Origin of the sequence: Zafaria sp. Z1313, assembly GCF_050563205.1 — a bacterium.
Taxonomy (GTDB): Bacteria; Actinomycetota; Actinomycetes; order Actinomycetales; family Micrococcaceae; genus JAZDCJ01.
In genome coordinates, this window is the sequence record NZ_JBNWUK010000033.1 from 1 (window position 1) to 11,510 (window position 11,510).

13 protein-coding genes and 1 pseudogene are annotated in these 11,510 nt (G+C 62.3%); 6 read left to right on the plus strand and 8 right to left on the minus strand.

The features are described from left to right. Together ACQ3I4_RS16065 and ACQ3I4_RS16070 are read left to right on the plus strand one after the other, a co-directional pair. Positions 1 to 120: pseudogene (locus ACQ3I4_RS16065) on the plus strand (ATP-binding protein); the annotation flags it as partial. A 467-nt stretch (positions 121 to 587) separates the two neighbouring features. Beyond that, complete coding sequence (locus tag ACQ3I4_RS16070) at positions 588 to 779, plus strand: hypothetical protein (protein ID WP_329864150.1); 192 nt, start codon at positions 588 to 590, stop codon at positions 777 to 779. Positions 780 to 1,114: 335 nt separating this feature from the next. Here the strand turns inward: ACQ3I4_RS16070 and dhaK are convergent, their stop codons facing one another. The 4 genes from dhaK to ACQ3I4_RS16090 form a co-directional block, all read right to left on the minus strand. Next, the gene (gene dhaK, locus ACQ3I4_RS16075; RefSeq protein ID WP_329864149.1) at positions 1,115 to 2,110 is read right to left on the minus strand and encodes a dihydroxyacetone kinase subunit DhaK; all 996 of its coding nucleotides are present in this window, start codon (positions 2,108 to 2,110) and stop codon (positions 1,115 to 1,117) included. Positions 2,111 to 2,174: 64 nt separating this feature from the next. Next, entirely contained in the window at positions 2,175 to 2,813 is a 639-nt protein-coding gene (gene dhaL, locus ACQ3I4_RS16080) for a dihydroxyacetone kinase subunit DhaL (RefSeq protein WP_329864147.1), read from the minus strand. Then, positions 2,810 to 3,622, minus strand: a complete 813-nt coding sequence (locus ACQ3I4_RS16085) for an HAD-IA family hydrolase (RefSeq protein WP_329864145.1) — start codon at positions 3,620 to 3,622, stop codon at positions 2,810 to 2,812. Before ACQ3I4_RS16085 ends, dhaL begins: the two co-directional genes overlap by 4 nt. A 1-nt stretch (position 3,623) precedes the next feature. Further along, positions 3,624 to 4,487, minus strand: a complete 864-nt coding sequence (locus ACQ3I4_RS16090) for a class II fructose-bisphosphate aldolase (protein ID WP_430633901.1) — start codon at positions 4,485 to 4,487, stop codon at positions 3,624 to 3,626. A gap of 260 nt (positions 4,488 to 4,747) precedes the next feature. Here ACQ3I4_RS16090 and ACQ3I4_RS16095 point away from each other — a divergent pair, with 260 nt between their 5' ends. Beyond that, on the plus strand, positions 4,748 to 4,954 hold the full coding sequence (locus tag ACQ3I4_RS16095; RefSeq protein WP_430633904.1) for a heme-binding protein: 207 nt from the start codon (positions 4,748 to 4,750) through the stop codon (positions 4,952 to 4,954). A gap of 183 nt (positions 4,955 to 5,137) precedes the next feature. On the opposite strand, the gene ACQ3I4_RS16100 is transcribed toward ACQ3I4_RS16095, so the two are convergent. Then, positions 5,138 to 6,166 carry an ATP-dependent 6-phosphofructokinase gene (locus ACQ3I4_RS16100; RefSeq protein WP_329864141.1) on the minus strand — a complete coding sequence of 343 codons (1,029 nt, stop codon included), beginning with the start codon at positions 6,164 to 6,166 and terminating at the stop codon, positions 5,138 to 5,140. Between the two features lie 189 nt (positions 6,167 to 6,355). On the opposite strand from ACQ3I4_RS16100, the gene ACQ3I4_RS16105 reads away from it, so the two are divergent. Further along, the gene (locus ACQ3I4_RS16105; protein WP_329864139.1) at positions 6,356 to 8,227 is read left to right on the plus strand and encodes a hybrid sensor histidine kinase/response regulator; all 1,872 of its coding nucleotides are present in this window, start codon (positions 6,356 to 6,358) and stop codon (positions 8,225 to 8,227) included. A 151-nt stretch (positions 8,228 to 8,378) separates the two neighbouring features. Continuing rightward, the gene (locus tag ACQ3I4_RS16110; RefSeq protein ID WP_329864137.1) at positions 8,379 to 8,696 is read left to right on the plus strand and encodes a universal stress protein; all 318 of its coding nucleotides are present in this window, start codon (positions 8,379 to 8,381) and stop codon (positions 8,694 to 8,696) included. Positions 8,697 to 8,998: 302 nt separating this feature from the next. Here ACQ3I4_RS16110 and ACQ3I4_RS16115 read toward each other — a convergent pair whose 3' ends face one another. From ACQ3I4_RS16115 to ACQ3I4_RS16125, 3 genes are read right to left on the minus strand one after another with little or no spacing between them, the layout of a single operon-like run. Beyond that, a complete protein-coding gene (locus ACQ3I4_RS16115; RefSeq protein WP_430633902.1) occupies positions 8,999 to 9,277 on the minus strand; it encodes an antibiotic biosynthesis monooxygenase family protein in 279 nt (92 codons plus the stop codon). A 17-nt stretch (positions 9,278 to 9,294) separates the two neighbouring features. Next, positions 9,295 to 9,726 carry a cupin domain-containing protein gene (locus ACQ3I4_RS16120; RefSeq protein ID WP_430633903.1) on the minus strand — a complete coding sequence of 144 codons (432 nt, stop codon included), beginning with the start codon at positions 9,724 to 9,726 and terminating at the stop codon, positions 9,295 to 9,297. A gap of 41 nt (positions 9,727 to 9,767) precedes the next feature. Then, positions 9,768 to 11,231: an NAD-dependent succinate-semialdehyde dehydrogenase gene (locus ACQ3I4_RS16125; RefSeq protein WP_430633905.1), complete on the minus strand. Its 1,464-nt coding sequence runs from the start codon at positions 11,229 to 11,231 to the stop codon at positions 9,768 to 9,770. On the opposite strand from ACQ3I4_RS16125, the gene ACQ3I4_RS16130 reads away from it, so the two are divergent. Beyond that, on the plus strand, positions 11,124 to 11,510 hold a 387-nt coding region (locus ACQ3I4_RS16130), incomplete at its 3' end, for a transposase (protein ID WP_430633347.1). The two genes, ACQ3I4_RS16125 and ACQ3I4_RS16130, sit on opposite strands and share 108 nt — an antisense overlap.

Consider the following 11,510-nt stretch of genomic DNA (forward strand, 5'->3'; position numbering starts at 1 on the left):
CATCAACGGCTTGGCTCCGGGGTGCACGCCGACGCGATCATGGACCGAATCGTGCACAACACCATCTGGGTCGATACCGGCACGCACAACATGCGCGAACACGCCATGCAGAATCAGTAGCAGGACCGTCGGTGGGGACCAGTGGCCCCCACCGACGCCACTGCTGGCCCCCACCGGCAATATCACTGGCCCCGAACGGCAATATCGGATGGCCTCCAAGCCTTCGAATACTCAGGAGGGGCACAGATCGCAACCAACAGGCTGTTTGCGCGCTGAGACGCCACCGTTTAAACCGACTCGAAAGCATGAACAATGGTGCTGTCTTTGCTTTCAGGTCCTCCCCGGTGTTGAGGATGCAACTAACCAACCTTATTTCAACCAGTCGAGATAGTGCGAAGAGAAACGTAGGGCCGCCCCAGTCGCCGCTCGGTTGCCAGGGGCTCAGGCCGTATCGACTCTTCAACTTCAGATCCGCCGGTTGACGCATGCATTTCTAGTCGGAGCCAAGACGGCGAGGCTACGGATGAGTCGATAACCCGGCCCGGCGAGTCGGAAGGCCATAGGGAGGTCAGGACGGTAGGACGTAGATGAACACCTTACCGATGGCGCTGCTCCACGACGTCGGGTGCCGCGGCGATCGCTTGGAGCGGGAAGCGGGTCAGCGGCAGGCCATGTTCTTCTCCAGCGCGCAAGGCGCCGGCCTTCCGCGCCTCGGAGACGGCGGCCACCGTGTGCTGTTTCTGCTCGTCCGTAACGGTGTAAGTATGGATGACTGGTAGCGGACGTTTTTCGTCATGCTTTCACGGGAAAGTGCGACGCCGAACAGGAGAGCGGCTGCCGCTGGGGCGGTGAGCATACAAGATAAGATATTTTTTCCCTTTTCGGATGCATGCAGGGCTTAGGATCGAACCCCGGCTCGCACATACGGACTGGGATCCACACACTCATTTGTTCCCTCAGAGGCGCACGCTTTGTTCTACGCTGCTTCGATAACGCAACCGTGACTACTGCGCCTCCCGTCGCTGCCGTTAGGGACCAGGCGGATAGCGCGAGGACAAAAGGACGCCCCGGCTGCGGAATAACCGCGCCGGGGCGCCTGTTAGTTTGGGAATTCCTAGAACACCCGGATCGGAATCTCGGCGGGATCGTTCAGCAGTGACTCGATCTCGTCGTCGAGCTTGACCATCGTGATGGACGCGCCGGCCATGTCCAGGGACGTGCAGTATTCGCCCACGTAGCTGCGGCCCACTGTGATGCCGTGTTCGGCAAGGCGCTTGTGCGCCTGGCCGTAGAGCAGGTACAGCTCGCTGATGGGGGTGCCACCCAGGCCGTTGATCATCAGCGCCACCCGGTCGCCGTCGGAGAAGGGCAGGTCCTTGACGATTGGGGTCAGCAACTCCTCGACGATGTCGTTTGCGGGCATGATCTTGGTCCGCCGACGGCCGGGTTCGCCGTGGATTCCGACGCCGATCTCGATTTCGTCCTCGCCCAGTTCAAAGAGCGGACTGCCTTTGGCGGGCGGGGTGCAGGCAGTCAGGGCGACGCCCATGGTCCGTGCCACCGAATTGACTTTCTCACCCACCCGGATTACCTCGTCCAGGTCGGCCCCGCGCTCTGCCGCCGCCGCCACTGCCTTGATCACGAAAAAGTTGCCAGCCACGCCGCGGCGGCCAATGGTGTACGTGGAGTCCTCCACGGAAACGTCGTCATTGATGAAGAGCGTCTTGACGTTGACCCCCTCAGCGGCGGACGTTTCCTGGGCCATCTCGAACACCATTTTGTCGCCCGTGTAGTTGTTGACCAGCAGGAGCACGCCCTTGGGCGAAGCCATCATCCGGGTGGTCTCATAGACGTAGTCGAACGGCGGTGCCGCAAAGACGTCCCCCGGGCAGGCTGCGTCCAGCATGCCCTTGCCCACTATCATCACGTGAGCTGGCTCATGACCCGAACCGGACCCTTGGACGATGGAAACCTTGTTCTGGTCCGGCCCGTCGGCGCGCATGATCAGGTTGTATTCGGGAACGTACTTCAGCGTGTCGGGGTTGGCCAGTGCCAAGCCCTCGAGCATTTCAGGGACAAACTGCTGCGGGTTGTTGACGAACTTCTTCATGCTTTGCTCCACGTCGTTGTGTTGGTTTCGATACTCAGTGCTCTGCCCCACGGTAGAAAGAGAGCTAACACCCGGGCCACCTGGCCACGATGTGCTCGATGATGATGGCCACGGCCATGGCTCCGGCATCGGGGGAGCCGATACTGCGTTGCCCGCTGTAGCTTGCGCGTCCGCGCTTTGCTTCGAGCTCGCTCGTTGCCTCGGCACGTTCGCGGGCGGTTTTCGCGAAGGTTTCGCGGCACTCCGCAGCGTCGGCCCCGGCGGCCAGCACACGTTCCAGTTCATCCGTAGCGGGCACCAAGGCGTCAAGGAGGGTCTTGTCGCCTAGGTCCGAATTGCCCCGGGCCTTGATGCCGTCTGTTGCCGCGCGCAGCATCGCGACGGCGGCAGTGCCCGTCATGTTCTCCAACTGCTTCGCCGCCCCGGCCGCGCGGATGAACGCGGTTCCCCACAAGGGTCCGGAGGAACCGCCGATCCGGCTGGAGATGGTTACGGCGATCTGCTGCAGGAAGGTTGAGACGTCGTCGCGCTTGTACGTGTCCCAGTCCGCGAGCACTTTTTCGAAACCGCGCGCCAGGGAATAGCCCAGGTCGCCATCGCCGACGACGGCGTCAAGGTCGCCGAATTCCTTTTCCTTGTCGACTGCGGTAAGGGCGATGGTGCGGACAATGTATTCGACGTCCGCGAGGCCGATGGCGGTCATGGTGTCTCCGTCCTGATCGTGGGTGCGGCTGTTGGGACTGGAAGGTCCAGGATGTGTTGGAGTGTTTCGAGGGTCACCATGCCTGGAATTCCCAGTTGGTGGGGGTTGAGCAGGACTTCCGCTGGTTCGCCGCTTTCCGGGTCGCCTAAGGAGGACACCACCAGTGACGCGCCAGTAAAGACCTCCTCCCGGGTATACCCGCTGACGGTGACCAGGGTGCGCAGCCCCGCAGCGAGCGCAGCGCGCAACCCGTTAGCGCTGTCTTCCACAACGACGGCGTCGTCAGCGTTCAGGCCCATTTCGTGCAGCGCCAGCAGGTAGATATCTGGGGCGGGCTTTTTGTGTGGGACCACGTCGCCGGCGAATACCGAAAATTGCGACGCCGTGTCCTCACCAACGGCGTGGGTCAGGACAGCGCGCACGGCCGGTTCCGCCGAAGTGGAAGCGACAGCGAGCGTCCAGCCGGCGGCGTGGGCTTCAGCAACGATCCGGGCGATGCCGTGGCGGGCAGGCATCACTCCGCTTTCCACCATCTCCTTGTAGATGGCGGTCTTACGTTTGTGCCAGGCCAGGACGGCCTCATCCACCGCCGCGTCCCCGACGAGATTCAGCAATGCGGCGAGATCGGGAGTAACGATGCTGCGCATCCGCTCCTTTCCGCCACCGATTTTCACCTTTTCGGCATAATCCGACACACTCCACTGCACCGGGACGCCAAAGTCCGCAAAAGTCTGGTTGAACGCCGGCAGGTGCCCGTGTTGCTCAGTATCGGCCAGAACACCATCGCAGTCGAAAATGAGGGCCGGCATGTCAGCGGCCCGCCTTGCCGGCACTGCCGAACTGCTCGGCGAGTTCCGTGACCATGGTGATGACGTCGGAGCGCGTGTGCTTGAACAATGACGGCGGATCCCACTTGTTGTCCTGCTCCGCCTGCTTGAGGAAGGCCAGATTCGACTGCATGAACGTCTCCTTCAAAGCGGTGGAGATGTTGACCTTCGCGCAGCCGCGGGCGATGAGGTCAGCGAACTGTTCCCGGCTCAGCCCGCTGCCGCCGTGCAGGGCAATGGGAATGTTCCTGGCCTGCACGATCTCTGTGACCCGTTCCATGTCCAGGACCGGGGCTGCCTTGTAGGTGCCGTGGGCGTTGCCGATGGATGGGGCAAAGACGTCGATTCCGGTCGCGTCGATGAACGACAGTGCCGTCTCCAGGCTCTGTTGCTGGGACACCTCGTCGGAGCCATGGTCATCCTCGACGCCGGTGATCGCCTCGATCTCGCCCTCCACCTGAGCGCCATAGCTGCGGGCCTCAGCCACTACCTCGATGGTCTGACGCTGGTTCTCCTCCACGGGAAGGTTGGAAGCATCAAACAGCACGGAGTTCCAGCCTGCCTTCAGGCATTCGGTAACCACTTCGCGATCCGGGCAATGGTCAAGGTGCAGTGTGACCGGAACTTCGATTCCACGGGTCATGGAACTCCATATGTCGAACAGCACCCTGGAACCGATGCTGCGGACCGTCTTGACCGAGGTTTGCAGGATGACCGGGGAGTTGGCCTCGACGGCGCCGGCGAGGACTGCCTCCATAGTCAGGTCGTTGAAGATGTTGACGGCCGGCACACCGTAGCGCGCTTCGAAGGCCGGATCGACAATATCTTTCAGGGGCACAACGCCCATAACAGTTACCTCCTAGATAGGCTGTATCCCACGGTAGGGGAGTGCCTCGCGCGCCGAAATTGGGGATATCCCGCATTGCCTCTTGGGGGTATTCACCACCTGTCGGAGGCGCGCTGTTCCGCGTGGTTAGGTGATTGCCCGGTACTCCCGGCTGACAGGATCCAGCAGGGCAATGGGAAAGCACTCGAAAACATCAGCTCCGACGAGGCCCGCCGCATCTTCGACGCGACCGCCGCAAAAGTCAGCGAGCGTGGGCAGCCATCGATTTCGCCGTCGTTGATGCCGGTGTAAACCTCAAGGCGCACGTCCGCACTGATTGTGCGAACATCGGCGTCATTCTGATCTCCGTCAACAAGGCATACACGGCAATCGCCTTCCATTGTGAGACCGGTGACCTACAGTTGGCCACCCGACTTGACGGGCCAATTTACGGACTTAATGACGCCCCTGGGGGGCGTTTATGGTAGCTTCTGCGGCATTTCGCTGATGAGGTACGGGGAGACCATGGGTGCCATCGGCGTCTCACCGGCACCATCGAACAGGACTAGGTCGTGGCAGGGGCCGGCGTTCCGGCTGACTGAACGCAGCGGCATCTCAGCAGACGCGGGAGGGCGACGGCGGGGACCCTGCCGCCGTCCTTCGTTTATACCTCAGCCAAACAAGTACGTCGCCTCGTCATAACGCGACTGCGGAACCGTCTTGAGCCTACCCACGGATTCCGCCAGGCTAACCCGGACAATGGCGTCGCCCCGCGTGGCCACCATTTGTCCCCACGCGCCTTCATGCACCGCGTCGACGGCGGCCAGTCCCAGCCGGGTGCCCAGCACCCGGTCCGTGGCGCTCGGGGCACCGCCGCGCTGGATGTGGCCCAGCGTGGTGCAGCGGGTTTCAATCCCGGTCCGCTCCTCAATCACTGGAGCAAGGCGTTCTCCGATTCCGCCCAGCCGCGGGCGGTTGAAAGCATCCAGTCCACGGTCCGAGTGCGGCTCCAGCATGTCCTCGGCGACAAACCCTTCGGCCACTACCACCAAGGGTGTCCGGCCGCGGCGGACCGGGCCTTCAACCCATTCGCAGATTTCCTCGATGCTGGCTTTCTGCTCCGGGATTAGGATGGCGTGGGCGCTGGTAGCCATTCCGGCGTACAGTGCGATCCACCCTGCATGGCGGCCCATTACCTCTGCGATCATGCAGCGGTGGTGGGATTCACCGGTAGTTTTGAGCCTGTCGATCGCTTCGGTGGCGATTTCGACGGCCGTGTGGAAACCAAAGGAAAAATCGGTGGCCGAGAGGTCGTTGTCCACGGTTTTAGGCACCCCGATAATCGGGATGCCGCTGTCGCTCAGGATTTTGGCCACGGTCAGGGTCCCTTCGCCACCGATCACGATCAGCGCATCCACCTTCAGGAGCCGAAGATTCGACTGGATGCGCTCGACACTTCCGTTTTCGCCTAGAGGATTAGTCCGCGAGGTACCCAGGATTGTTCCGCCCAGGCCCCCAATCCCGCGGACGCTCATCCAGTTCAGTTCCAGTGCGCTGCCCTCCACCAAGCCCCGCCACCCATCGGTAAAGCCGACGAACTGGTCCCCGTGAATCCTGATGCCGCGCAGCACGCACGAGCGGATCACTGCATTGAGTCCCGGGCAGTCGCCGCCGCTGGTCAGGATTCCGATCCGCGCCATGTGTGCTTCCCTCCGCTGAGCTGGTGACGCCTGACTCCGGCATCCCTTCAAGGGAAGCAGGAAAACAGGACCGCCGGTATGAGGAGTAACCCGCCTCGCCGGTACGGGGAAACCAGCATGGGCGCAAGCTATCGTGGTAGAGACGGCCCCTGCTTCCCTGAGGCCGGCATTGCGTCAAGGAGGACGGATATGACAGCAGCCGAGCCTGAATTTGAGGCACTGATTCGCAGCCTACGCGAACCTGATCCCATTACCGACAAGCTTGAGTCCGTGGCGGACCTGGCCCGGGACCTGGCAGGCCGGTTCGAACTGCAGCCTTTGCTGGCACGGATCCTAAACAACGCAGCGTCCCTACTTGGCTGCCAGTCAGGCTCCATCGCCTTGGTTAACGAGGCGGCCGGGACGTACACCAAGAAGGTAGACATCGGCGTCGGCTGCCAGGAAGGCCAGACCTTCTCTCTGGCGGAGGGCTTCACAGGGGAGATCGTGGGCAGCCGTTCCACCGTCATTCTCACCTCCTACCGCACCATAGAACGGGGGCACATTCCACCCACAGATCCGCGCTGGAACTGCGCGGCCATCGGGATACCTATTCAGTGGGGCGAACAGATTGTAGGCGCTTTCATCGTCTTCAGCCCCGACCCGAACCGGCTGTTCACGCAGGAGGAGGCCCGCCTCGCTGAGTTGTTTGCAAGCCACGCCGCCATCGCACTGGCCAACGCCGAGCTTCATGCCAAAGCTGCGGACCGGGAGCGGGAAGCTGCTGTTGCCGCCGAACGCGAGCGTGCCGTCCGTGAGGTGCATGAAACTGTGGGCCGATCCCTCGCCACCCTGCTGCTGACCCTTGACGAAGCAGAAAAAGCCAGCAATCATGCCGGTGGAGAGCCCGTGGCGCCGTACATCCGAAAGGCCCGGACCATAGCCCATGACGCACTGGCCGAGACCCGGCAAACTGTTTTGGGCATTGGTCCTGCTGCGCTCTCCGGCCGGACTCTGGAGGAGGCAATTGCAGGCGAACTTGCATGGGTGGAATCGATGTCCGGCGCAGGCACCCAGTTAAAGGTGATCGGTGAACCCCGCCCGCCGGCCCCCGAAATAATCCACCAGGCCTTCAAAATTGTGCAGGAAGCGCTCAACAACGTCGTAACCCATGCCCGGGCCACCTCCGTGCGGGCCGGGGTGATCTACGAGGGCAGCTCCATCGCCGTTGTGGTGGATGACAACGGCCGGGGGTTTGATCTCGCGGCCGCGCATGGAGACCATACCTCCGTGCATTCCGGCTGTCTGGGCCTGCACGGCATGAATTCCCGTGCCATCCACCTCGGCGGTGAGCTGCAGATTGACACAACCCGGGGTTGGGGGACCCGGGTGAAAGCAACACTGCCCGTCCGGGCGCCGGAGCGGGAGGCCACCCGCCCTCCGCAATGGAAAGTGGTCGTCGCTACCCAGCATCCGCTAATAAGCGCAGGCCTGGTGAAGCTGTTGAGTGCAGTGGAGCCGGGGATTCAGGTGGTGGCAGAGGCTACGTCAGCGGCGCAACTGCTCGACGCGCACGAACTGCTCCGGCCAGCGGTGATCCTGTTGGACCTGGACCTGCTCCATAGGGACACTACCGGGGTTCTGGCCGGCATCCGGGGCATGGACCCTGGTGTTGCTGTAGTGGTGCTGACCGACAATCCGACCATTGACCAGGTGCGCTCCGCCAGGCAGGCCGGCGTGCGTGGTTTCATCAATCGGCGGGCCGATGGAGAAACCATTGCTCGCATTATTGTGGCTGCAGGCCAGGGTGAAGCGCTTGTGGAGGGCGAAATCTTCGACCATCTCATGGGCGAATCCGTTTCTGACGCCGGTACAGACCAGTTGACCACGCGCGAACGCGAGGTGCACGACATGGTCATCCGCGGCATGGCAGACAAGCAGATAGCTAGGGAGCTGCAGATCTCGGTCAAAACGGTCGAGAAGCATGTGGGATCCATTCTCCGTAAAACCGGGGCAAGGAACCGGACTATGCTGGTGAGTTTCAATACCCAGGAGGCATCCCCGTTGCAGCCCTGGCACTAACCGCGTCCCTGGCGCCTTTACGGGGCCAGAGTCTTCGGCTATTGCAAAGGGGAAATCACTAAATGCCGAGCTTTGAGCCCACCCGCTGCCCTTCACCGCTGGATGAAGATCGCCGACAAAGAAGAGGGTGTAGCGTCCGGGGCAGTGTCCGATGACGCCGCGAAGTTATATTAACTCCTCCAAAGGCGACGCCCTGGTCGATGACCGGTATGCCGGCCAACCCGAGATGGACGATATAGACCAGCGGCTGGACCGTGAAGGGGTGCGGCATCTGATCCTGCACCCGGTCAGGGGACACGATGCCACGGCCGAGGTTTTGGACGCGGCTGAGGAGCACAATGCCGACTTGATTGTCATTGGGCTGCGTCGGCGCAGCCCGGTAGGCAAGCTTTTCCGCGGCAGCACTGCGCAGCGCATCCTGCTTGAAGCGGACTGCCCCGTTTTGGCGGTCAAGGCTGTCCATTCCTGAAGAAGGGAAACCGCAAGAGCCGTCATGAAACCCGGCAGCCACCGGTTGAGGCCAAAGCGGGTTATTCAGGGCTGAATGTGGGAGCCCATCGGAGTAGCTATTGGTTTCCGTAACGGTGAGACCCTTTTGAGGGCTGCACCGGTAACGCTGTGTCCTCGACGCGGCAACTGTTACCGGAACGCCGGTGGATGCGCAAACGGGTCCCTGCCAGTTGCCATACCCTTTTTTGCGGCAGGGGTGAACCGGCCGGCGCACGAGAGGATTCGTAGACGCACCGGCCGGTTCGGGGGATGAAGAAGTGGCTAGAAGCCGAGGTAAACGTGTTCGAGGTGTTTGACCTGGGGTGCCTCGGCGAAGTGGGGGCCGACGAGCTCGCGCCATTTGGCGAAGGCTTCCGAGTTCCGGAAGCCGACCGTGTGGTCCTCAACGGTTGCCCAGGCAACGGTGAGAGTGTACTCGAGCGGCGTCTCGATGGAGCGATCGAGACGGAAGCTCAGGGCGCCGGGTGCCTGTTGGAAGAGCGGTGCGGCTTCTGCGACTGCGCCCTCGAATGCTCGTGCGGCGCCGTCTTTGATGGTCAAGGTCGCTATCTCTTGAATCATGATGCTGCTCCTGCTTCCGTGGTTGCTGGCTGGTTGGCCTGTTCTTCATCAATACGGTTGCGCTCGGTCGTGCCGGCCAAGGTGCGGGTCGCATCAATGGAGGCGTAGGTCCAGAAAATCTTCATGGGTTCGGTGTCCGAGGCGTTGCGGAACCGGTGGACGATGTTGGCCGGCACGAAGGTGGTGTCGTAGGTGTTCAGATAATGCTCAGTACCATCGATGTCCACGAAAGCGGTGCCTTCGATGACGGCGACGGATTCGACGCAGTTGTGGCTGTGGTGGCCGATGGCGGCGCCCGGGTCAAAGGTGGTGATTCCGTTCAGGAACGTGGTGGAACCCAGGTGGGATCCGACGAGCGGGACGGTGGAGGCGCCGTTTCCACGGTCTTTACGAGGCAATTCTGCCGGGCGCAGGATGACTGCGTCCACGGAACTGATGCTGGTACAGATGTGCGTCATGTCGGGTTTCCTTAGTCGGCGACGGCGGGGGTGGCGCTGGTGGCGGTACCGGCCCAGAAGGTCTTCATGTTGGTGAATTCCCGGATGCCGTAGGAACCTAGCTCGCGGCCGTAGCCGGAGCCCTTAATTCCGCCGAAGGGCAGGCGCGGGTCGGACGCGACCATGCCGTTGATGAACACTGCTCCGGCGTCAATGTGCCGCAGCAGGGCTGTGGCCTTTTTGGTGTCCCGGGTCCAGAGCGCGGCGCCGAGGCCGAATTCTGTCTGGTTTGCCAGGGTGATGGCTTCCTCGGTGGAGGAGACGCGGATGATGGCCGCGACGGGGCCGAAGGTTTCTTCGTCGAAGGCTGCCTGTCCGGGGCGGACATGGTCAATGACGGTGGGTTCGTAGAAGTAGCCGGGGCCATCCACGATGTTGCCGCCGAGGATGATTTTCCCGCCGTTTTCCACCGTACGGGTTACCTGGTCGTGGAGTTCGGCGCGGAGGTTTTCCCGGGCCATTGGGCCGATGGTGGTTGCCCGGTCAGTCGGGTCGCCAACGACGAGTTCCTTGGTGTGGGCGAGGAACTCGGCGACGAATTCATCGGCGACTTTTTCGTCGACGATGAAGCGTTTGGCGTTGACGCAGGACTGGCCGTTGTTGGTGAAGCGTGCCTTGACCGCGACCTTCGCCGCTGCCTTGATGTCGGCGTCGGCCAGAACGATGAACGGGTCAGAGCCGCCGAGCTCCAGGACCTGCTTCTTCAGCGCGTTCCCGGCCTGCCCGGCGACGAGCCGGCCAACCTCAGTGGACCCGGTCAGGGTGACAGCTGCGATGCGGTCATCGGCGATGAGTGCCGCGACCCGGTTGGATTCGATCAGGAGCGTGGCGAACAGGCCGGCCGGAAGCCCCGCCTTGTTCATGATTTCTTCCACGGCCAGGGCTGAGGCCGGGACGTTGTTGGCGTGCTTGAGGATCGCGCCGTTACCTGCGGCCAGGGCCGGAAGGGCGAAGCGGAAGAACTGCCAGAAGGGGTAGTTCCACGGCATGACGGCGAGCACGACTCCCAGAGGATCGAAGACGACTCCGGATTCGGCCGCGTCGGATTCGATGATTTCAGGGGCAAGGAAACGGGGTGCGTGCTCGGCGTAGTACTCAGCCGTCTTGGCACACTTTTCGATTTCGGCTTCGGCTTCGGTGATGGGTTTGCCCATCTCCAGGGTGATCAGCTTCGCGTAATCAGCCTTGCCGTCGCGCAGGACCTTGGCGGTGTTGCGCAGGATCTGGACGCGGTCCTCGACCGGGACCAGCCGCGCGTGGGACTGTGGAAATAACGGTGTATCCGGCTCGACACGCCGGGCGGTAAGCCTGGCGGGGAGGAGCCCGATATGGCCGCAACACTTGAGGCTGTGCCGAGTACGAAAACCGCTGAAAAGAAGACAGAAGTATCCGAGGGCGACGCTGCGCGCGAGCTGGTCAGAATGGCGAAGGAACAGGGCCTGTCCCTGACCGGGCCGGACGGTCTGCTCAAGCAGCTGACCAAGACCGTGATCGAGACCGCGCTCGATGAGGAAATGACCGAGCATCTCGGATATGAAAAGCACGATACGGCAGGGAAGCAGACCGCGAATTCCCGCAACGGCGTGCGCCCAAAAACGGTGCTGACGGAGACCACGGGCCCGGTGGAGGTGGACGTGCCGCGGGACCGGGAAGGGACCTTCTCACCGGTCATCGTCAAGAAGCGTCAGCGCCGCCTGACCGGTGTCGATGAGATG